The 21,332-nt window shown below is 61.6% G+C and carries 22 protein-coding genes and 1 pseudogene; 10 read left to right on the top strand and 13 right to left on the bottom strand.

Features of this window, described 5'->3' with window-relative positions; translation table 11 throughout:
* Positions 1-316 precede the first annotated feature (316 nt).
* From ACWUKX_RS25260 to ACWUKX_RS25250, 3 genes are all read right to left on the bottom strand, one after another.
* Positions 317-784 carry a hypothetical protein gene (locus tag ACWUKX_RS25260; RefSeq protein ID WP_456009548.1) on the bottom strand — a complete coding sequence of 156 codons (468 nt, stop codon included), beginning with the start codon at positions 782-784 and terminating at the stop codon, positions 317-319.
* A gap of 78 nt (positions 785-862) precedes the next feature.
* Positions 863-1,285: an OsmC family protein gene (locus tag ACWUKX_RS25255; RefSeq protein ID WP_456009547.1), complete on the bottom strand. Its 423-nt coding sequence runs from the start codon at positions 1,283-1,285 to the stop codon at positions 863-865.
* A gap of 134 nt (positions 1,286-1,419) precedes the next feature.
* Complete coding sequence (locus tag ACWUKX_RS25250; protein WP_029352883.1) at positions 1,420-1,938, bottom strand: single-stranded DNA-binding protein; 519 nt, start codon at positions 1,936-1,938, stop codon at positions 1,420-1,422.
* A gap of 234 nt (positions 1,939-2,172) precedes the next feature.
* On the opposite strand from ACWUKX_RS25250, the gene ACWUKX_RS25245 reads away from it, so the two are divergent.
* From ACWUKX_RS25245 to ACWUKX_RS25210, 8 genes and pseudogenes are all read left to right on the top strand, one after another.
* The gene (locus tag ACWUKX_RS25245) at positions 2,173-2,487 is read left to right on the top strand and encodes an ArsR/SmtB family transcription factor (protein WP_128343428.1); all 315 of its coding nucleotides are present in this window, start codon (positions 2,173-2,175) and stop codon (positions 2,485-2,487) included.
* Positions 2,484-2,960, top strand: coding sequence for an SRPBCC family protein (locus tag ACWUKX_RS25240; protein ID WP_456009546.1), 477 nt, complete (start codon positions 2,484-2,486; stop codon positions 2,958-2,960). The genes ACWUKX_RS25245 and ACWUKX_RS25240 overlap by 4 nt, the downstream gene beginning before the upstream one ends.
* A gap of 21 nt (positions 2,961-2,981) precedes the next feature.
* Positions 2,982-3,587, top strand: a complete 606-nt coding sequence (locus ACWUKX_RS25235) for an ATP-dependent Clp protease proteolytic subunit (protein WP_029352889.1) — start codon at positions 2,982-2,984, stop codon at positions 3,585-3,587.
* A gap of 15 nt (positions 3,588-3,602) precedes the next feature.
* Positions 3,603-3,875 carry a hypothetical protein gene (locus ACWUKX_RS25230; RefSeq protein ID WP_456009545.1) on the top strand — a complete coding sequence of 91 codons (273 nt, stop codon included), beginning with the start codon at positions 3,603-3,605 and terminating at the stop codon, positions 3,873-3,875.
* 722 nt (positions 3,876-4,597) lie between these two features.
* Positions 4,598-7,519 carry an excinuclease ABC subunit UvrA gene (uvrA, locus tag ACWUKX_RS25225; protein ID WP_456009544.1) on the top strand — a complete coding sequence of 974 codons (2,922 nt, stop codon included), beginning with the start codon at positions 4,598-4,600 and terminating at the stop codon, positions 7,517-7,519.
* Between the two features lie 34 nt (positions 7,520-7,553).
* Positions 7,554-8,023: pseudogene (locus tag ACWUKX_RS25220) on the top strand (GNAT family N-acetyltransferase).
* 27 nt (positions 8,024-8,050) lie between these two features.
* On the top strand, positions 8,051-8,857 hold the full coding sequence (locus tag ACWUKX_RS25215) for a DUF72 domain-containing protein (protein ID WP_456009543.1): 807 nt from the start codon (positions 8,051-8,053) through the stop codon (positions 8,855-8,857).
* 96 nt (positions 8,858-8,953) lie between these two features.
* On the top strand, positions 8,954-10,105 hold the full coding sequence (locus tag ACWUKX_RS25210) for a GGDEF domain-containing protein (RefSeq protein ID WP_456009542.1): 1,152 nt from the start codon (positions 8,954-8,956) through the stop codon (positions 10,103-10,105).
* Between the two features lie 39 nt (positions 10,106-10,144).
* Here ACWUKX_RS25210 and ACWUKX_RS25205 read toward each other — a convergent pair whose 3' ends face one another.
* The 6 genes from ACWUKX_RS25205 to urtA all read right to left on the bottom strand — a co-directional run bounded on the left by ACWUKX_RS25205 (position 10,145) and on the right by urtA (position 16,616).
* Positions 10,145-10,321, bottom strand: a complete 177-nt coding sequence (locus ACWUKX_RS25205) for a hypothetical protein (protein WP_095485313.1) — start codon at positions 10,319-10,321, stop codon at positions 10,145-10,147.
* A 498-nt stretch (positions 10,322-10,819) separates the two neighbouring features.
* Positions 10,820-11,515 carry an urea ABC transporter ATP-binding subunit UrtE gene (urtE, locus tag ACWUKX_RS25200; RefSeq protein ID WP_456009541.1) on the bottom strand — a complete coding sequence of 232 codons (696 nt, stop codon included), beginning with the start codon at positions 11,513-11,515 and terminating at the stop codon, positions 10,820-10,822.
* 70 nt (positions 11,516-11,585) lie between these two features.
* On the bottom strand, positions 11,586-12,332 hold the full coding sequence (gene urtD / locus ACWUKX_RS25195) for an urea ABC transporter ATP-binding protein UrtD (RefSeq protein ID WP_127210569.1): 747 nt from the start codon (positions 12,330-12,332) through the stop codon (positions 11,586-11,588).
* 3 nt (positions 12,333-12,335) lie between these two features.
* Entirely contained in the window at positions 12,336-13,568 is a 1,233-nt protein-coding gene (gene urtC, locus ACWUKX_RS25190) for an urea ABC transporter permease subunit UrtC (RefSeq protein WP_456009540.1), read from the bottom strand.
* Positions 13,565-15,181, bottom strand: a complete 1,617-nt coding sequence (gene urtB, locus ACWUKX_RS25185) for an urea ABC transporter permease subunit UrtB (protein ID WP_456009539.1) — start codon at positions 15,179-15,181, stop codon at positions 13,565-13,567. The genes urtC and urtB overlap by 4 nt, the downstream gene beginning before the upstream one ends.
* Positions 15,182-15,305: 124 nt before the next feature.
* Positions 15,306-16,616: an urea ABC transporter substrate-binding protein gene (gene urtA / locus ACWUKX_RS25180; RefSeq protein ID WP_456009538.1), complete on the bottom strand. Its 1,311-nt coding sequence runs from the start codon at positions 16,614-16,616 to the stop codon at positions 15,306-15,308.
* 301 nt (positions 16,617-16,917) lie between these two features.
* Here urtA and ACWUKX_RS25175 point away from each other — a divergent pair, with 301 nt between their 5' ends.
* Complete coding sequence (locus tag ACWUKX_RS25175) at positions 16,918-17,313, top strand: hypothetical protein (protein ID WP_456009537.1); 396 nt, start codon at positions 16,918-16,920, stop codon at positions 17,311-17,313.
* Between the two features lie 66 nt (positions 17,314-17,379).
* On the opposite strand, the gene ACWUKX_RS25170 is transcribed toward ACWUKX_RS25175, so the two are convergent.
* The 3 genes from ACWUKX_RS25170 to ACWUKX_RS25160 form a co-directional block, all read right to left on the bottom strand.
* Positions 17,380-18,951 (bottom strand): GMC family oxidoreductase, encoded by a 1,572-nt coding sequence (locus tag ACWUKX_RS25170; protein WP_456009536.1) that lies wholly within the window; start codon positions 18,949-18,951, stop codon positions 17,380-17,382.
* Positions 18,952-18,997: 46 nt separating this feature from the next.
* Positions 18,998-19,546 (bottom strand): gluconate 2-dehydrogenase subunit 3 family protein, encoded by a 549-nt coding sequence (locus ACWUKX_RS25165; protein WP_456009535.1) that lies wholly within the window; start codon positions 19,544-19,546, stop codon positions 18,998-19,000.
* 79 nt (positions 19,547-19,625) lie between these two features.
* Entirely contained in the window at positions 19,626-20,021 is a 396-nt protein-coding gene (locus ACWUKX_RS25160) for a VOC family protein (protein WP_029352911.1), read from the bottom strand.
* Positions 20,022-20,282: 261 nt separating this feature from the next.
* On the opposite strand from ACWUKX_RS25160, the gene ACWUKX_RS25155 reads away from it, so the two are divergent.
* Positions 20,283-20,588 carry a ribbon-helix-helix domain-containing protein gene (locus ACWUKX_RS25155; RefSeq protein ID WP_287339090.1) on the top strand — a complete coding sequence of 102 codons (306 nt, stop codon included), beginning with the start codon at positions 20,283-20,285 and terminating at the stop codon, positions 20,586-20,588.
* Here the strand turns inward: ACWUKX_RS25155 and ACWUKX_RS25150 are convergent.
* On the bottom strand, positions 20,585-21,295 hold the full coding sequence (locus ACWUKX_RS25150) for a purine-nucleoside phosphorylase (protein WP_456009534.1): 711 nt from the start codon (positions 21,293-21,295) through the stop codon (positions 20,585-20,587). The two genes, ACWUKX_RS25155 and ACWUKX_RS25150, sit on opposite strands and share 4 nt — an antisense overlap.
* Positions 21,296-21,332 lie beyond the last annotated feature (37 nt).

The following is a 21,332-nucleotide window of genomic DNA, read 5'->3' as shown; positions in this document are numbered from 1 at the left end:
ATCAGGCACCGCGCCAAAGTAGCTCTCAAGGCAGGAAATGGCAGTCGCTCCTTCGCTCAACTGCCTCTCCAAAGAATCCTTTCTCGGCCTAAACTCAACCCCAATATCGCCATATGCGATTCCCCTGCCCTCAAGGGGGCAGCTGCTTTTGTCCAAGTCAAACGTCCGCGTTTGCGGACGACGTAGCCAATTCCTTCCAACAGGACGGCAATAAGCGGAACCGATTTTTCGATGACGATGGGCAACTGGGCCCGTTCGCCGCCATAACCCTTCGGCAGCATCGACGTCACCAGTTCGCCGAGCTCAGGTATCGAGTTTAGCTCGCTGTCATTCTCAAAATGGCGTCCAGCTCCACAATAAGGAACAAACCCTGGTCGATAACATCGAGATAGGTTCGCAAGACGTAGTCAAGTGAAGGAAAGGCACGCGACGCTTCGTTTGCCGCAACGTTCGCGATGGCGTCCAGATCATAGTGAAGCTGAAAGTAAGCAGGGAAAATTCTGGTTTCCGGGTGTTCGAAGATTTTCCAGCGCCCCTCCACCAAATCAACGGGCTGGACAATCTCCAACGCCCAGAGCACGAAACACGCTTCCTCAAAGGCCGATAGGGAACCATGGCTAAAGACACACCCCTTGTGTCCAATTCTAGCTGGATCTAGTTGGTCTCGATCAACGAATCTTCCCTCGGGTGACAGCACCAACGGATCATTTTTCACCGCGTTTCGGGCTATCTCGGCGACCAACAAGCCATAAAGCGACCTCTTGACGGAGGTTTCCTTCGACATGAGCCCTATGCACCTCAACCTCGTTGAAGAATACTAGGTTGAGCTCGATTAAACGTTGATAAAAATAATTGGCTGAATTTACGCCGTCGTGTCGATGACTTCAAAATCGTGAGTGATGATCGCCGTCTTGGCCATCATCGCGGTCGCCGAGCAGTATTTTTCGATCGACAGGTCGATCGCCCGTTTCACCTTGTCGCGCGAAAGCGCGCGACCCTTGACGATGAAACGCATATGGATGCGGGTGAACACCCGCGGCTCCTTCTCCGCCCGATCGGCGTCGAGTTCGACCACGCAGTCTTCGACCGCCTCGCGGCCCTTTTCGAGGATGTGGACGACATCATAGGCTGAGCAGCCGCCGGTGCCGAGCAGCACAAGCTCCATCGGGCTCGGCCCCGGCGTCCTGCCTTCCGGCCCGAACGCAGTCCCCAGCACCACCTTGTGGCCGCTGCCGGACTCGCCGACAAAGGTGCGCTCCTCGACCCATTTGACCCGTGCTTTCACCTAATACGTCCTTTCACTGCGCACCGCTTAAATGCAGAACGTCCCGAAATCCAAGACAGATTTTCGGGACGCCAATTCGTGGCCTCAAGTAGCTGGCGTTTTTCGCCCGCGTAAGGGACGTCCGCCCCAAGAAATCAGAACGGAATTTCGTCGTCGAGTTCGCGCGACGAACCGCCGCCACCACCGCCCTTGTTGCCGCCACCGCGATTGAAACTCTCGCCCGGGCCGGACTGCCCGAAATCGGAACCGCGGCTGCTGCCGCCACCGGCATAGCTGCCGACCTGACCGCCCTCGCCTTGCCCGCGCGCGTCGAGCATCTGCAGCTCGCCACGGAATTTCTGCAGCACGATCTCAGTCGTGTAGCGATCATTGCCGGTCTGGTCCTGCCATTTGCGCGTCTGCAACTGGCCCTCGACATAAACCTTCGCGCCCTTCTTCAGATACTGCTCGGCGACCTTGGCGAGCTGGTCGTTGAAGATGACGACATTGTGCCACTCGGTCTTTTCCTTGCGCTCACCGGAAGTCTTGTCGCGCCAGCTTTCCGACGTGGCGACGCGGATGTTGACGACCGGCTCACCCGAATTCAAACGGCGGATTTCCGGGTCCGCCCCGAGATTGCCCACCAGAATGACCTTGTTGACGCTACCCGCCATGATACTTCTCCGCGCTCATCCGAAACAAAATTTCTGCCGCTCACCTTATAGACTGCGGACAATCCCCGCCTGCCGTGGCTGCCTTTTCCCACAAGGTTTTTGTTCTCTTTTCGTTCTATCCCAGTCAATTCCTACTGTCAAGGAATGTCAGCAATCGATGGGTCCGCCGTGCATTCCATATGGGCGCGAAAAGACTGCTTGCCAAACCAATAAGTGCAGACTTATGCTTCAATCATGATCGAAGCAGAGATTTTTCGAGCGCTTTCCGACCCGACGCGCCGCGCCGTCTACGAACGGCTCGCCGCCGGCGAGAAGACCGTGTCGGAACTGCGCAGCGGCATGACCGTGTCGCAACCGGCCGTGTCGCAGCATCTCGCGGTGCTGCGCGGCGCCGGCCTGGTGGTCGAGCGGCGAGCCGGCCGCAACGCCTATTATCGCGCCGATCCGCAAGGGCTTGACCCTCTGCTCAGCTGGATCGAGCGGTACCGTGCGTTCTGGCCCGAGCGCATCGAAAGGCTCAAGGCGGTTTTGAAGGATATGGACCAATGACGGCAAAACAGCATTCAGACATGGCGGCAGATTCGATCGAGTTCGAGTGCGAGCTTCCAGACCCGCCGGAAAAAGTATGGCGGGCGCTGACGGTGCCGGACCTGCTCGCGGCCTGGATGATGCCGAACGACATCAAACCCGAGATCGGCAGTCGCTTTGCCTTTGCTAAGGCGGGTGCACCGATCGAGTGCGAAATCCTCGACGCTGAGCCCGAACGCCTGCTGCGCTATTCCTGGCGGGAGCGGCCGGCGCCTGGCAATGCAGCTGATCCGCTCGACAGTATCGTCACCTTCACGCTCGGCCGCACCGCGTCGGGCGGTACGCATCTGCGCATCGTCCACGATGGATTCGCGCGGGTCGCTACGTCTGCGGTTGCGATGGTGGGCGCCGTTTGCCGGCTTTCGCTCAACGCACACAGCCCCAAACAGACCATTGCCGCAAACACGCCTCGCCTTTTCCTGCGCGCGGCCTGAGCGGCACAACGGAGAAAAGCGATGAGCGGTTTTGCCAACCTGGTGCCGATGGTGATCGAGCAGTCGAGCCGCGGCGAACGCGCCTTCGACATTTTTTCGCGGCTGCTGCGCGAGCGCATCGTCTTCATCAACGGTCCGATCGACGATGGCGTGTCGGCGCTGGTCTGTGCCCAGCTTCTATCGCTGGAATCCGACAATCCCGATAAGGAGATTTCCCTTTACATCAACTCGCCGGGCGGTGTGGTGACCAGCGGTTTCGCCATCTACGACACGATGCAGTATATAAGCAGTCCAGTATCGACCGTCTGCATGGGCTTTGCCGCCTCGATGGCCTCGTTCCTGCTGATGGCGGGCACGCCGGGACGGCGTATCGCGTTGCCCAATGCCAGCATCCTGCTGCACCAGCCGTCAGGCGGTTTCCAGGGCCAAGCCTCCGACATCCAGCGCCACGCCGAAGGCATCCTCAGGACCAAACGGCGCATGACTGAGCTTTACTCGCACCATTGCGGTCGCACGTTCGAAGAGGTCGAACGCACGCTCGACCGCGACCATTTCATGACCGCCGAGGAGGCAAAGACTTGGGGGCTCGTCGATCATGTTTTTGACACCCGTAAGAAGGCGGCGTGAAAAGGTAGCCGGCTCATGCGCGATGCGGCCAAGTCGTTCGGCAAGCTTCATCGCCCACCGGTCTGGCTTCGAGGGCTCGGCGAATATAGTCCGCCGATGGTCGACAAGATGTTGCACCGGCTAATCATCGGTGTTGCCGTCGCGGCCATGACTTCCGGCGCGACGTTCGCGGAAGGCAATTCAACGTCTTCGCAGAACGGCACGCTGCCCGGCGTGGCCGATGACTATCGTATCGCTAAGCCGGATGGCGCATCGGCCTTCATCGCTGCCACAATCTCAAGCACTTGAGCGCTTGCGGCGGCCATCTGAAGCAAACAGCCCCGCCGCTGCTTCCGCAAACGGTCGGGGCTTTTTGGATCTCAAATCCAATTTGCCGGGAGTACACTGCCGGCTTTTGATTTCGGATGCCTCGCGGCGTTCAGCCGACGATCCGACTAGTAGTCTCTGATTTTACGGGGATCGGCAGGTCACGGTTTGTCGGACGGCGTAAACGCCTGGCCCTGGCACCTATGCCTGCCGCGGCTCCAGCGACACGTGGAGCCTCAAGGGACTGTCCGGTGGAGTCATTCCTCTGCTCTCCTTTTCTGTCCATTGCGACTGGGTGTCGTCCGAAGTGCATATCGCAAAAGCCTGCGGCGTCTCGCAGGCCGCCTTAGGCGGCGAGGCCATCGATAGACGGTCGGCTTCGGTGACGTTTGGAGTCTGACTCTCTGAGGCCGAGACGTCAACCGTTGGGTAGCCGATTACAAAAAATGTGATCGCTTGTGTGGCGAACCCGAAATTTGCATCCGTTTTGAGCAGCGCCGCAGCGGCTGTGATTACATGGACGCTTTTGTCAGGAGCGTGTTCGGTCTTTGTTCTTTCCGCTTGCTCGCCCGCGCGAAAGACGGTTAAAGGCTCTGGTCGAGAGTTGTGGCGTCTCTCGAAAAGGTGGCGAAATTACCTACATAGGGGATGGCCGGGACAACCCGCCATCCCACGAGACTCCAGACCTGAGGCGGCGACCGGCGATGGCCGACCATAAATATCTTTCCATTCGCGGGGCGCGCGAACACAATCTGAAGAATGTCGATCTCGACCTGCCGCGTGACAGCCTGATCGTCATGACCGGCCTGTCGGGCTCCGGCAAGTCGTCGCTCGCCTTCGACACTATCTATGCCGAGGGCCAGCGCCGCTACGTCGAGAGTCTGTCGGCCTATGCGCGGCAATTCCTCGAAATGATGCAGAAGCCTGACGTCGACCAGATCGACGGCCTGTCGCCGGCTATCTCGATCGAGCAGAAGACCACCTCGAAGAATCCACGCTCGACGGTCGGCACCGTCACGGAAATCTACGACTACATGCGGCTGCTGTTCGCGCGCGTCGGCGTCCCCTACTCGCCGGCCACCGGCCTGCCGATCGAGAGCCAGACGGTGTCGCAGATGGTCGACCGCGTGCTGGCGATCGAGGAAGGCACGCGTCTGTTCATCCTGGCGCCGATGGTGCGAGGCCGCAAAGGCGAGTACCGCAAGGAACTGCTGGAGCTGCAGAAAAAGGGCTTCCAGCGCGTCAAGGTCGACGGTGTCTTCTACGAAATCGCCGACGTGCCGGCGCTGGACAAGAAGTACAAGCATGATCTCGATGTCGTCGTCGACCGCATCGTGGTGCGCGGCGATCTGGCGACGCGGCTTGCCGATTCCATCGAAACCGCGCTGAAGCTCGCCGACGGGCTGGCGGTGGCCGAATTCGCCGACCGTCCGCTCGACTCCAGCCAGACCGGCGAGGATTCGGTCAACAAGTCGAAGAACGAGACGCACGAACGTATTCTGTTCTCGGAAAAGTTCGCCTGCCCGGTGTCAGGCTTCACCATTCCCGAGATCGAGCCGCGGCTGTTCTCCTTCAACAACCCGTTCGGCGCTTGCCCGACCTGCGACGGCCTCGGCAGCCAGCGCGCCATCGACGCCAGCCTGATCGTGCCCGACGACAACCTGTCCCTGCGTGCCGGCGCCGTCAACCCGTGGGCGAAATCGACCTCGCCCTATTACGTGCAGACGCTGGAGGCGCTGGGCAAGGTCTATGACTTCAAGCTCGGCGACAAGTTCAGGGATCTGACCGAAGAGGCAAAGCAAGCCATCCTGCATGGCACCGGCGAGCGCGAGGTCACCTTCCAGTACGATGACGGCCTGCGCTCCTACAAGACGACGAAAACCTTCGAAGGGGTCATCCCCAATCTCGAGCGGCGTTGGAAGGAGACCGAATCTGCCTGGATGCGCGAGGAGATCGAGCGCTTCATGTCGGCCACGCCTTGCCCGGCCTGCCGCGGCTACCGGCTGAAGCCGGAAGCGCTTGCGGTGAAGATTGCCGGCAAGCATATCGGCGAGGTCACCGAACTGTCGATCCGCAAGGCCGACCAATGGTTTACCGCCCTGCCCGGCTCGCTCAGCGACAAGCAGAACGAGATCGCGGTGCGCGTGCTCAAAGAGATCCGCGAGCGGTTGCGCTTCCTCAACGATGTCGGGCTCGACTACCTGACGCTGTCGCGTAATTCCGGCACACTGTCGGGCGGCGAGAGCCAGCGCATTCGCTTGGCCTCGCAGATCGGCTCCGGCCTCACCGGCGTGCTCTATGTGCTGGACGAGCCGTCGATCGGCCTGCACCAGCGCGACAATGCGCGCCTGCTCGACACGCTGAAGCACCTGCGCGACATCGGCAACACGGTGATCGTCGTCGAGCATGACGAGGACGCCATCCTGCATGCCGACTATGTCGTCGACATCGGCCCGGCCGCCGGCATCCATGGCGGCCACATCATCGCGCAGGGAACGCCGCAGCAGATCATGGCCAGCCCGGCCTCGATCACCGGCAAGTATCTGTCGGGCGAGCTCGAAGTGGCGACGCCGGCCGTGCGGCGCGAAGCCAAGAAGAACCGGCGTCTGAAGATCGTCGGCGCGCGCGGCAACAATCTGAAGAACGTTACCGCCGAAATCCCGCTCGGCACCTTCACCGCCGTCACAGGCGTCTCCGGCGGCGGCAAGTCGACCTTCCTGATCGAAACGCTGTTCAAGGCGGCGTCGCGCCGCATCATGGGCTCGCGCGAGCACCCGGCCGATCATGACCGCATCGAGGGGCTTGAGTTCCTCGACAAGGTCATCGATATCGACCAGTCGCCCATTGGACGGACGCCGCGCTCCAATCCGGCCACCTATACCGGCGCCTTCACGCCGATCCGCGACTGGTTCGCCGGCCTGCCGGAATCCAAGGCGCGCGGCTATCAGCCGGGCCGTTTCTCGTTCAACGTCAAGGGCGGCCGCTGCGAGGCCTGCCAGGGCGACGGCGTCATCAAGATCGAGATGCACTTCCTGCCGGACGTCTATGTCACCTGCGACGTCTGCCATGGCAAGCGCTACAACCGCGAGACGCTCGACGTCCTGTTCAAGGGCAAGTCGATTGCCGACGTGCTCGATATGACGGTCGAGGAGGGCGTCGATTTCTTCGCCGCGGTGCCCGGCGTGCGCGACAAGCTGGAGACGCTGAAGCAGGTCGGCCTCGGCTACATCCATGTCGGCCAGCAGGCGACGACGCTGTCGGGCGGCGAGGCGCAGCGCATCAAGCTCGCCAAGGAGCTGTCGCGCAAGGCGACCGGCAAGACGCTCTACATCCTCGACGAGCCGACCACCGGCCTGCATTTCCACGACGTCGCCAAACTGCTCGAAGTGCTGCACGAGCTGGTCGACCAGGGCAACACGGTCGTCGTCATCGAGCACAATCTCGAGGTGATAAAAACCGCCGACTGGGTGCTCGACCTCGGTCCCGAAGGCGGCGACGGCGGCGGCGAGCTCGTGGCGTCCGGCACGCCGGAAGACATTGTCCGCGAGAAGCGCAGCTACACCGGCCAGTTCCTGCGGGAATTGCTGGAGCGGCGGCCCGGAGGCAAGCGCGAAGCGGCGGAGTGAGTGAGGACTGGCTGGCGTTTGGAAGAACCTTCAAATGAAGATCAGAAGAGCGCTTGCTGCGGATCTCGCCACCATCGTCCGGCTGACCGAAGCCGCCTATGCGCCCTACACCGCCTTGCTTGGCGCCCCGCCGATCCCGGTCACCGAGGACTATGCGCCGCGGATCGGACGCGGCGAGGTCTGGCTGCTGGAAAGCAGCGGCGAGCCGGCCGGACTAATTGTCCTCGAGCGGCACCCAAACCACGCGATGATCTTCTCCGTCGCCGTCGGCCCTGCTTTCCAGGGCAAGGGTTTCGGCATCGCCCTACTCAGATGGGGGACGAACAGACGCGCCTATGGCATCTTCCCGAGGTGCGGCTCTACACCAACGCGAAGATGGAGCGGAACATCGCGCTCTACAAAGCCTATGGCTTTCACTAAACGGGTCGCCGGCCCAATCCGTACCGGCCAGGATGGACGATCGTCGACATGGCTAAAGCCGCCCAGACAACGGCGATCGCCTGATCCTTTGAAGCAAACGGGAGGACGACAGTGACTCAATCAGGAACAATTCGCGCCGGCATGGGCGGCTGGAGCTTCGAGCCATGGGACACGTCCTTCTATCCGGACAAACTGTCCAAGGCGAAGCAACTGCACTACGCAACCCGGCAGGTGCCGAGCATCGAGGTCAACGGCACCTATTATTCGAGTTTCAAGGAGCCGACCTTCGTCAAATGGGCTAACGAAGCGCCGGATGGCTTCGTCTATTCGCTGAAAGGCAACCGCTTCGTCACCAACCGACGCGTGCTCGGCGAGGCCGGCGAGTCGATGACGCGCTTCCTGGGGTCGGGCGTCGCCGCACTCGGCGACAAGCTCGGGCCGATACTGTGGCAGTTCGCGCCGACAAAAAAGTTCGACTCGGACGATTTCGAGGCCTTCCTCAAGCTGTTGCCTGAAAAGCAGGACGGCGTTGCGCTGCGCCATGCGGTGGAGGTGCGCAACGACAGCTTCGTCGTGCCGGAATTCGCTGCGCTGGCGCGCAAATACAAGGTCGCGATCGTCTATGCCGACCATGCCAAATATCCTGGGATCGCCGACCTCACCGGTGATTTCGTCTATGCGCGGCTGCAGGCCGGCAGCGACGACAATCCCGACTGTTACACACCAAAGGCGCTCGACGAATGGGCGGCGCGGGCAAAAACCTGGGCGGAAGGCAAGGCGCCGGGCGACCTGCCGCGCACCGATCCCTCAATTGACGCTCCGGTAAAACCGCGTGATGTGTTCGTCTACTTCATCACCGAGGGCAAGGTCCGCGCGCCGTTCGGCGCCATGGCGCTGATGAAACGCGTCACAGGCTGATGGTCTCGAGTTTTCACATCTTCATCACCATCGTAACCTTATCGATACCTCCTTGCTGCATGAATCCGCGGAGCTAGGGCAGCCGCGGGTTAGGGCATGTCGCTCGACTACCACTCACTTCTGCTGGCTGTCGGTTTTTCCGCCGCCTGCCTGAGCCTGACCTTGTTCGGCATCTGGCTGACCGCGCGAACTGAAAAGTTTCTGCTGACATGGTCGATCAGCGCATTGTTGATCGTCGGCGATGTTTTTATCTACGAGGACTATATCGAGACGCCCGGACGCATCCTCGGCATCGCGACGTTCGCCCTGCTCCTGGTTGGGTTCTCGACCATGCTGGGCGCCGCCTACCAGTTCAGGTCCGGCCGGTCGCCGATCCCGCTGACGGTTTTCGGCAGTTGCATCTCGCTTGCCCTGGCGCTGCCGCCGATGGCGCTCGGCTATGACGGGCTCGGCTTCATGTTCGAAAATCTTCTTGCCGCCCTGCTTCTATTTGCAACGGCTTATCAATACTGGATCGGGCGCGCTGAAGCCCCTGTCCCGATCATCGGCCTCGCCGTGCTCTACTCGGCCACCGGCATTTCCTTTGTACTGTGTGCCATGGCTCTTGCATGGGATGGGAAGCTTGTCCTCGGACATGCGCCGAGCAACTGGGCCGAGGATCTGAGTCTCGTGGTCGTCATTGCCAGCATGACTGGCATCGGCGCTCTTTCACTGGCACTCAACCAGGGCCGTCTGGCCCGATATCATCGTCTGGCTGCGCTGACCGATCCGCTGACCGGCCTGCTCAATCGGCGCGCCCTGTTCGATCTCAATGGCGGCGCCCCGATCGGGGCCTTCACGGCGGTGGTCGTATTCGACCTCGACGGCTTCAAGGCCATCAACGACGAATTCGGCCACGCCACAGGCGATCAGGTGCTGAGAGTGTTCGCCGAGGAACTGGTGGAGAACCTTCGCCCCACCGATGTCGCCGCGCGCATGGGCGGAGAGGAGTTCGCGCTGGTTATGCAGCGGACCCTGCCCGAAGCGGTGGAGTTCACCGCCGAGCGTATACGCACCGCCTTTGCCGCGCGTGTCATCGAGACCGAAACCCGTCCCCTGACATGTACGGTCAGCGCCGGATACGCCTTCGGCAGCAAGGACGGCATGAGCTTCGACAAGGTGCTCAGCGCCGCCGACAAGGCGCTCTATGCCGCCAAGCGCGGCGGTCGCAACCGCGTCGCGGCCTCGACCTTCCGACGCGCAAGCTAGCCGCTTGGCGGCATAGCGTACCGCCCCTTCCGTCAGCCCTCACGCCGCCATCACGACCTCGTTGTAGGCATCGAGATCGACGTAGAAGACCTTGGTGATCTCTGCGATCAGCTCGTCGTGATCGTATCCTTGCGATTTCAGAATGTTGATGGCGGTCATGATGTCGACGCGCTCGGTGAGCCGTCGTTTCTGGTAGTCCTCGACATAACGTTCCATCGGCTGCCCTGGCCCAAGTGCCCCAAATGCGTTGAACAACGATCAGATCGCAGAAAGGGGGTTGCTTGCACGGAACGTGCCGGCTGAGCCCACGCCTCACCTTGATCTGTCAACGAGACTGATACGGAAAGCGGCCGACTCAACAAGGCCAAGTAAAGCCTAGCATGCAATCTTCGGCGCGCCAGAGTTGCAAACGGTGTCGTTGAAGAAAATCTCGTAAACCTTCGTTATTTCGTCATCCTTGGGCGCAGCGACGCGAAGCGGAGTGAAGACGCAAGGGTCAATGCCGTGACTTCAGAGCATCGCCACGGTGCAGAATCCAGGATGGGGGGCGCCGGAGAACGGCTTTTTCTCTTCGCCCCTGCACTCTTCGGCGGGTGTCACGGCATGGATTCCTGGGGTCTGCACCGCGTCGCTTCGCTCCTTGCTTCGCCCCAGGATGACGACGGGAGAGATGGTTCAGCTAATCCTAGAGGTTTGGGATTCGCCACTGAGGCTTTAGACAGTCAGGAACTTGCGGACATCGGCGCGGTCGAGATCCTCGGCCGGGCCGGTGTGGACGATCCGGCCGCGGTCCATGATGTTGACCTCGTCCGCCAGTTCCCGGCAGAAATCAAGATACTGTTCAACCAGCAGCACGGCGATGCCTGCCTGGTCACGCAGATAGCGAATGGCGCGGCTGATATCCTTGATGATCGACGGCTGGATGCCTTCGGTCGGCTCGTCGAGCACCAGCAGTTTCGGGCGCATCACCAGTGCCCTGCCGATGGCAAGCTGCTGCTGCTGGCCGCCGGAAAGGTCGCCGCCCCGGCGGCCGAGCATCTGCTTCAGCACGGGGAACAATTCGAAGACGTGGCCGGGAATGTTGCGGTCGGCGCGCTTCAATGGCGCAAAGCCCGATTCGAGGTTTTCCCGCACGGTGAGCAGCGGGAAGATCTCCCTGCCCTGCGGCACGAATGCGATGCCCGACCGGGCGCGATCATACGCCGCGCTCCGGTCGAGCGCCTTCCCCTCGAAGGCAACACTTCCGCTCGTCAACCGGTGGTGGCCGACGATCGATCTCATCAAACTGGTTTTGCCGACGCCGTTGCGGCCGAGCACACAAGTGATCTTGCCCGCGCCGGCCTTCAGCGAGACGCCACGCAGCGCCTGGGCGGCGCCGTAGTGCAGCGTGGCGTTGGAGACTTCGAGCATGGTCAGCGCCTTCTCCAACGCCTGAAGAACGAAAGGTCGAAATGATGGAACGGAACGCGCCAGACCATGATCATCTTCCCAGGTAAACTTCGACGACACGCTCGTCGGCGGAAACGAAATCGAGCGAGCCTTCGGACAGGACCGAACCTTCGTGCAGGCAGGTGACCTTGACGCCGAGCTCGCGCACGAAATGCATGTCGTGCTCGACGACGATGACCGAGTGGTCGCGCGCAATATCCTTGAGCAGCCGCGCGGTCTCCTCAGTCTCGGCGTCGGTCATACCGGCAACCGGTTCGTCGACCAGCAGCAGCTTCGGATCCTGAGCCAGCAGCATGCCGATCTCGAGCCATTGCTTCTGGCCGTGGCTGAGATTGGCGGCGAGTTCATCGCGCTTGTCGCCCAGCCGGGTGATGCCGAGGATATCGTCGATCTGCCGCGCCTCCGCGGCCGAGCGGCGATGGAACAGCGCCGGGAAGATCGAGCGTGGGCCCTTCAGCGCCAGCATCAGGTTCTCCTCGATCGTGTGGCTTTCGAAGACGGTCGGCTTCTGGAATTTCCTGCCGATGCCCATCATGGCGATCTCGGCCTCGTCATGTTTGGTCAGGTCGACCTGCCCGTCGAAGTAAACCTCGCCCGCGTCGGGACGCGTCTTGCCGGTGACGATGTCCATCATCGTGGTCTTGCCGGCGCCGTTGGGACCGATGATCGCCCGCATCTCGCCCTTGTCGAGCACCAGCGACAGGTTGTTGATGGCGCGAAAGCCGTCGAAGGAAACCGAGACGCCGTCGAGATAGAGGATGGTGTTGCTCTTCGACATCGCTCACTCCGCCGGCTGCGGTTCGGGGCTGGATGTGGACCAGTCGCCCGGCGTTCTCGCAGCCGAGCGAACGATCTTCGGCGGTGGCTGGACGTCAGGATCGGTGCCGGCCTCCTCGGCGATCGAGGCCGCGCGCAGCGCCTTGGCATTTCCGCGCCAGGAATCCCACATGCCGATAATGCCTTGGGGCAGGAACAGCGTGACGGCGACAAACAGGCCGCCAAGCGCAAACAGCCAGAACTCCGGCAGCACGCCGGTGAACCAGGATTTGCCGGCATTGACCACGAGCGCGCCGATGATCGGCCCGACGATGGTGCCGCGCCCGCCGACGGCCGCCCATACCACGACCTCGATCGAATTGGACGGCTCGAACTCGCCCGGATTGATGATGCCGACCTGCGGCACGTAGAGCGCGCCGGCAATGCCGGCCATGACAGCAGACACGGTGAAGGCGAACAGTTTGACGTTTTCCGCCCGCCAGCCGAGAAAGCGCGTGCGGCTCTCGGCGTCGCGCACTGCCATCAGCAGCTTGCCGTATTTGGAACCGACGATCGCCCAGGTGACGAAGACGGCGAGCGCCAGCGTGACGGCGCTGGCCGCGAACAATGCCGAGCGTGTCGCATCCGCCTGCACGTTGAAGCCGAGAATATCCTTGAAATCGGTCAGGCCGTTGTTGCCGCCGAAACCCATGTCGTTGCGGAAAAACGCAAGCAGTAGCGCATAGGTCATCGCCTGGGTGATGATCGACAGATAGACGCCGGTGACGCGGCTGCGGAAGGCGAACCAGCCGAAAACGAAGGCGAGCAGGCCGGGCACCGCAAGCACCATGATCGCGGCAAACCAGAAATGGTCGAAACCGTACCAGAACCACGGCAGCTCCTTGTAGTTCAGGAACACCATGAAGTCCGGCAGCAGCGGATTGCCGTAGACGCCGCGCGAGCCGATCTGGCGCATCAGATACATGCCCATCGCGTAGCCGCCGAGCGCGAAGAAGGCGCCGTGGCCGAGCGAAAGGATACCGCAATAGCCCCAGACGAGATCGAGCGCCAAGGCGAGCAGCGCATAGCAAAGATACTTGCCGGTGAGCGCGACGACATAGGACGGCACGTAGAACGCGCTCATCGGCGAGACGGCAAGATTGAGCAGCGGCACGATGATGGCGACCGCCAGAAGGATGAAGATCGTGATGGCGATGCGGCGGTCGGCGCCGGCGGCGAAGAAGCGTCCGGTGATCATGCTTCCACCGACCTGCCCTTCAGCGCGAACAGGCCGCGCGGGCGTTTCTGGATGAACAGGATGATGAGGACCAGCACGACGATCTTGCCGAGGACCGCCCCGGCATAGGGTTCGAGGAACTTGTTGACGATGCCGAGCGAGAAGGCGCCGACCAGCGTGCCCCAGAGATTGCCGACGCCGCCGAACACGACGACCATGAAGCTGTCGATGATGTAGCCGCGGCCGAGATTGGGCGAGACATTGTCGATCTGGCTGAGCGCGACACCGGCGATGCCGGCAATGCCGGATCCCAAGGCAAAGGTCAGCGCGTCGACCCACGGCGTCCTGATGCCCATCGATGCGGCCATGCGGCGATTGGCGGTGACGGCGCGCATCTGCAGACCCCAGGGGGTGCGCTTCATCACATAAAGCAGCACCGCGAACACGCCGAGCGCGAATACCAGTATCCAGAGCCGGTTCCAGGTCACCGCAAGCTGGCCGATATAGAACGAACCCGACATCCACGACGGATTGCCGACCTCCTGGTTGGTCGGCCCGAAGATGGTGCGCACGGCCTGCTGCAGGATCAGCGAGACGCCCCATGTCGCCAGCAGCGTCTCCAGCGGCCGGCCGTAGAGAAAGCGGATCACACCCCGCTCGATGACGAGGCCGACGAGCGCCGCGACCGAGAAGGCGAGCGGCAGCGCGATAACCAGCGACCAGTCGAACAGACCGGGAAAGGAGGTTCGGATCACCTCCTGCACGACAAAGGTCGTGTAGGCGCCGAGCATCACCATTTCGCCATGCGCCATGTTGATGACGCCCATGACGCCAAAGGTGATGGCGAGGCCGATCGCCGCCAGCAGCAGCACCGATCCGAGCGAGATGCCGTACCAGATGTTCTGGCCCGCATCCCACAGCGCCAGCGTCGAGTTGATGTTGGCGATCGCCGCCGTCGCCGCGTCCTTGACCGCGCCTTCGGAATTGGCCTCGATGGCGGTGAGCAGGGACAGAGCATTGCGATCGCCGCGCCCGCCGATCAGGGCGACCGCCGCCAGCTTGTCGGCCTCCGGCCTGTCGGACACCAGAACCGATGCGGCTCGGGCCTGTTCGAGCAGCGCTTTGACGCTTGCCACGGTCTCGCTGGCGATTGCGGCATCGAGCGGCTCGATGTTTGTCGCGTCGGGCGTCCTGAACATGGTGTCGGCGGCGGCAATGCGCGCGGCCGGATCTTTCGCGCCGAGCGTCAGCGTGCCCAGCGCATCGCGGATGGCGCGGCGCAGCGTGTTGTTGACCTTGATCTTGGTGATCTCGCTTTTGGCCGCGTCGCCGGATTTCTCACCGCTCAGCGGATCGAGCAGCTCAACGCTGCCGCCAGCTGCCTTGCCGATGAAAACCAGCGAATCGGCCTTGCGGACGTAAAGATCGCCCTCGGCAAGCGCGCCAAGCGGACGTTCGACCGCAGTATCACCGGTGGCCGCCAGCTCGCGCACGACAGCTTCGGTGGCCGAGAAATTCGAGGCAGTGGCAAATTTGGCGATGATGGCGCGCAGATCCGCTTCGGCAGCGTTCGACGGCGACAGCATCCCCAGGAGGAGCAGCAGCGTCAGGCCGATCGCGCGGGTGAGGATCATCGATTTCTGGCGACTCTTGAGGGTTGAAACTTCGCGTCCGGGCGGACTGGAGGAGAGACGAGCTCGCCCGGACGCGTCGCGGTCCCGGTCGTGGAGAAATCCACGACCGTCAGACCCGGGAGGATCAGTTGGTTCCCTTGCCGCCGCACTTGCCGGTTGCGACATTGAAGTTGCCGCAGGACAGAGGCGCGCGCCAGTCGGAGATCAGGTCCTTCGAATCGGCCAGATAGTCGGACCACTCGTCGCCCATCACCAGGCCAGGCGTCTGCGAGACGGTCTCGAACTGGCCGTCGGCCTGGATTTCGCCGATCAGCACCGGCTTGGTGATGTGATGGTTCGGCATCATGGTCGAATAGCCACCGGTCAGGTTCGGCACCGAGACGCCGATCACGGCGTCGATGACCTTGTCAGGATCGGTGGTGCCGGCCTTCTCGACCGCCTTCACCCACATGTTGAAGCCGACATAATGGGCTTCCATCGGGTCGTTGGTGGTGCGCTTGTCGTTCTTGATGAATCTGTGCCAGTCGGCGATGAACTTGGCGTTCTCGGGCGTATCGATGCTCTGAAAATAGTTCCAGGCGGCGAGATGGCCGACGAGCGGCGCGGTGTCGAGACCGGCAAGCTCTTCCTCGCCGACCGAGAAAGCCATGACCGGGATGTCCTCGGCCTTGATGCCCTGGTTGCCAAGCTCCTTGTAGAACGGCACGTTGGCGTCGCCATTGACCGTCGAGACGACGGCGGTCTTCTTGCCGGCGGAGCCGAACTTCTTGATCGCCGCGACCTCGGTCTGCCAATCGGAGAAGCCGAACGGCGTGTAGTTGACCATGATGTCTTCGGCGGCGACGCCCTTGGCCTTCAGATAGGCTTCGAGGATCTTGTTGGTGGTGCGCGGATAGACGTAGTCGGTGCCTTCAAGCACCCAGCGCTTCACCGAACCGCCATCCTCGCTCATCAGATAGTCGACGGCCGGAATAGCCTGCTGGTTCGGCGCCGCACCGGTGTAGAACACGTTGCGCTCGCTCTCCTCGCCCTCATACTGGACGGGGTAGAACAGGATGTTGTCGAGCTCGCTGAACACCGGCAGCACCGACTTGCGCGACACCGAGGTCCAGCAACCGAACACCGCCGCGACCTTCTCCTTGGAGATCAGCTCGCGCGCCTTTTCGGCGAACAGCGGCCAGTTCGAAGCCGGATCGACGACGACCGCTTCGAGTTTCTTGCCGAGCAGGCCGCCCTTTGCATTCTGCTCGTCGATGAGCATCAGCATGGCGTCCTTCAGCGTCGTCTCCGAAATCGCCATGGTCCCCGACAGCGAGTGGAGAATACCCACCTTGATCGTGTCGTCAGCCGCCCTGGCCGGGACACTCATCAGCAAGCCGGCTGTGACCGCGCCTGCCGAAAACATTTTTGTTATTGTCGAGAAACTGCCCCTCATATTTCAAACTCCCTAGCTGGTTGATCGCATCGCAAACAGACCATGCAACGGCTGTGCCAACCGCGGGAGCAAAATTGAGTGCGCTTAGATTTCCTTGCCCTATCAGCTGGTTAATATATTAGCCGCCAAAGTTAAGCGCCGCCGCAGGTGTTCTGATTGAGAAAAAATTCCCCGCTCTCGCCTAAGTTTTCATCAGTCACGAATTAATGCATGAATATTGAGCAACACCGTGTCAAAGACGACGAAAGGTTGCAGCGCTGCAGGAAAATGCGGCAAGCTCGATCTCCAAAAGAGTGACGTCATGACCTCCAGGATTTCTCGTATTTTCAGCACCATGCTTCTGGTTGCGGCCACCGGCAGTGCACGCGCCGATTTCACCCACGGCAAATTGCCGGACGGGACCTATCACTGCGAAGTCTATCTGCTTGGCATGTTCCTCAGCCTTGGCGACATCACCATCAAGGGAAATGTCTATAGCGGTCCGGTGACCTTCGGAACCGCTGGGCAGGGCTACAACTATCAGATGGATACAAATGGCGAGATTACATGGTTGGGACCGTTGGGCGGCTATACGACCGGCGGCAACTCGATCTCGCTCACGCAAGCCATCCTGGACGGTCAAACCAGCCCGTCCTTCGACATCATCATGAAGCAGCCTGACGGCGCCTTCACCGCCTCGACTTGCACCAAGCGTTGAACAGCCGACAAGAAGAGGCGCGAAATCTTGTGAGGTTCCGCGCCAGCAGCAGTCGGGAGGGTATGGCTAAATGCTTTTGGCCGACATTTGTCCGGCAATGTACTCGGCCTGACGGATCGCCAGCGACACGATCGTCAATGTCGGATTTTCAGCGCCGCCGGTGGTGAACTGGCTGCCATCCGACACGAACAGGTTCTTGATGTCGTGCGCCTGGCCATGCTTGTTGACGACGCCGTCGGCCGCCTTCTCGCTCATCCGATTGGTGCCGAGATTGTGGGTCGACGGATAGGGTGGCGTCGGCAAGGTCCGCGTCGCCCCGACCGCCTCGTAGAGCGCCGAGCCCTGTTTGTAGGCGTGGTTGCGCATCGCCGTGTCGTTGGCATGGTCGTCGAAATGGACGTTCGCCACCGGCATGCCGTGCTCGTCCTTGATATCGGCATGCAGCGTGATGCGGTTTTCCTCGCGCGGCATGTCCTCGCCGACGATCCACATGCCGGCCATGTGGTCGTAGTGGTCGAGCGCCGTGGTGAAGGAACGCCCCCAGCCGCCGGGATTGAGGAAGGCGGCCATGAACGGCAGGCCGAGCGACAGCGTCTCGAGTTCGTAGCCGCCGACGAAGCCGCGCGAGGGATCGTTGCGGGCCTCATCGCGGATGATACCGGCCATGGTGGTGCCGCGATACATATGCACCGGCTTGTCGAAGATGCCGTAGACCGAGCCGGTGGTGTGGCGCATGTAGTTCTTGCCGACCTGCCCCGACGAATTGGCAAGGCCGTCGGGAAACTGGCTCGATGCCGAATTGAGCAGCAACCGCGGGCTCTCGATGGAATTTCCGGCGATGGCGACGATGCGGGCCTTCTGTTCCTGCAGTCTGCCGTCCTTGTCGGCATAGACGACGCCGGTTACCTTGCCTGACGCATCGTGGTTGATCTTGATGGCCATGGCATTCGGCCTGACCTCGAGATGGCCGGTCGCCTCGCCCTTGGGAATTTCGCTGTAGAGCGTCGACCATTTGGCGCCCCATTTGCAGCCCTGGAAGCAGAAGCCGGTCTGCTGGCAGGCGTTGCGGTCGTCGCGCGGCTCGGAATTGATTGCCATCCGGCCGGTGTGGCACTCCTTGTAGCCGAGCTTGTCGGCGCCGGCCTTCATCACCTTGAAGTTGTTGTTGCCGGGAAGGCCTGGGATGTTGTTGGTGAGCGTCACGCCCAGCTTATCTTCGGCCTTTGCGTAGTAGGGCTCCAGCTCGGCAAGCGTGATCGGCCAATCGAGCAGGTTCGCGCCTTCTAGTTTTCCGTAGGTCGAAAGCGTTCTGAATTCATGCTCCTGAAAGCGCAGCGAGGCGCCCGCCCAGTGCGTGGTCGAGCCGCCGACCGCCTTGACGATCCATGCCGGCAGATTGGGAAAATCTTTCGCCACCCGCCAGTCGCCCGAGGTCGTGCGCCTGTCCGTCCAGGCGAGTTGGGCGAATGAATCCCACTCGTCGTTGATGAAATCCTCGTATTCGTGGCGTGCGCCCGCCTCCAGGATGACGACATCGATGCCTTTCTGGGCGAGTTCGTTGCCGAGCGTGCCGCCGCCGGCGCCCGAGCCGATGATGACCACCACGCCGTCGTTATTGAGATCAAATGGTGCTGCCAAGGTTTCCTCCCATGATGTCTGTTGTGTGCGGTGGCGGCGATGGGGCTCAGAGCCACTCGATGTCGTCGAACCCGCGCGCCATGTAGCCGCCCTTGGAGTAGGACTCGCCCTCGTAGCCGAAGATCGGCCAGACCTCTTTCTGGTTGTAGAGACCGACGACAAGCCCGCCACGGACTGCCTGGAAGAACGGCGTGTCCTCGATCCCTCTTAGCACGGCAACGCGCTGCTCCTCCCAGCCGAGGCTGGTGTAGCCACCCTTACCCGACTTCGAGTCGAGTTCGGCGATGCCGTATTCGATGAGGTCCTTATGGGCTGGGTCTTTGCCGGCCTGCTCGTCATGGGCCTTGACGGCGATTGCGTAATATTTGTCAGGCACTTGGTCGTGCGGGTAGATGTCGCGCGCCATCTGGATCAGGGTCGCCATGGTTTCGGGCTTGAGCGCAGATGTTTCGAGGCCCCAGGCATGTTCCGGGCTGATGACGGCACTACCCGAAATGACCAGCAGCGCGCCGACACCGCCGCGCTTCAGAAGCTCGCGGCGCGATAGCCCGGGCTTCCTTTCATGGGCCGGCTTTCTCTCATAAATCGTGACCATTTGTTCCTCCCTTTGCTTGCTGTTCGCACCCGAAGGTGCCCTGGCTGGCGCCCGCTGGCCGGCACGGCCGTAATGTCTCCTATTTGAACCGGCCCTGACGCTGCAGAACCTCGATCTTGTAGCCGTCGGGATCCTCGATGAAGAAGAAGCGCGCGAGCAGCGCTCCGTCGCGGTTGAACTCGACGATCTTCTTCGGGCTCAGGCCAAGCGCGCCGAGCCGGTCATGTTCGCTGTCCAGATCGGCGACCGAAACCGCGAGATGGCCGTAGCCGTCGCCGAGCGCATAAGGCTCCTGGCGGCCCTTATTGACGGTGAGCTCGACTTCGAAGCCCGCCTCGGCATTGCTCAGATAGACGAGCGTGAAGGTTTCGAAATCGAGCCGTTCAGCGACGTCCAGCCCAAAGGCTTTCCGGTAGAAGTCGATGGAACGGGCCTCGTCCAGAACCCGGATCATGGTGTGGATCGTCTTCGCCAAATGACACTCCGTCGCACCAGCGCCTTATGCGCGTCGGCGTGATTATGCGCGGGTTGCGGCAAAGGTGGTGGCAGCCGATTACCACGCGCTGATCTAACGACGGGGTGGCAAACCGCCTAAGGACGAAAGTCCGATTGCTGTTTTCCGCTTTCCGGCTGAAGATAATTGGCCGCAATAGGCACTGCTCAAAGGGGCGAATCGCTGCTGATTGCGTCTAAAATCAACAAGAATGGCCAAGACCACTAAGAACGGGAGGTAACGATGTGCAGGGTTTTTGCCGGGCAGGATCCGGAGGGCTACCGGCAGATCAATCGATCGATCCGCATCGACGGGCACTCGACGAGCATCCAGCTCGAGGCGACGTTCTGGGCATTGCTCGACGAGATCGCCGACAGCCAAGGTTTAACGACGCCGAAATTCATCTCGAAGCTTTATGACGAGGCCATAGAGATCAATGGCCAGGTTCCGAACTTCGCCTCGATGTTGCGCACGACCTGTGCCCTCTATCTGCGCGGCCATCGGCCGGGCATCGAAGAACACACGGCCCCGAAGCGGCAAGCAGCTTAACTTTCGATCGCAACATCGAATGCCAGGCGGGTCATATCGGTGAAAAGCGCCTGGCGTTCGGAATAATCGGTTTGCTCGCCGGTCACCACATTGTCGACGACAGTCAGGATCGACAGCGCCCGGGCGCCGAAATGCGCCGCGATGCGATAGAGCGCACTGGTCTCCATATCCACGGCCAGCGCGCCGTGGGCCTGCGCTTCGGCGAAGCGATCGCGCCCCTGAGGATGATAGAATATATCGCTGCAGATGGTCAGCCCAGCCTGATGTTCGATGCCGATTCCGGCAGCTCGAGCCAAGGCTCGGGAAAATAGCGCCGGATCGGGGCCGGCATCAGCACCATAGAGCCCAAAAACCTGGCCGCTCTCGGCACTTTCACCGCGCACCGACTGCGAGATCACCAGGCTGCGCAGTTTAACCGCGGCAGTTAGGGCACCACAGGTACCGGTGCGGATCAGTGTCCTCACGCCGTGGAAATCCAGCAATTCATGCGCGTAGATCAGGAATGACGAGACGCCGATGCCGGTGGACTGGATGCTCACGGGCTTGCCGCAAAACAGGCCGGTAAAACCGAGGGCTTCCCTTCGACGGTTAACGCAGCGCGGCGCCTCCAGAAAGGTTTCCGCCATCCATTCGGCACGCTGCGGGTCGCCCGGCAACAGCACTGTTGCGGCATAATCGCCCTTGCCTGCCTCGTTGTGCGGCGTCACGGCATACTCCCCCAAAACCCGCCGCCCGTTTCGCCCA

The organism is Mesorhizobium sp. f-mel (genome assembly GCF_053850215.1).
This window is presented reverse-complemented; position numbering and strand designations above follow the sequence as displayed.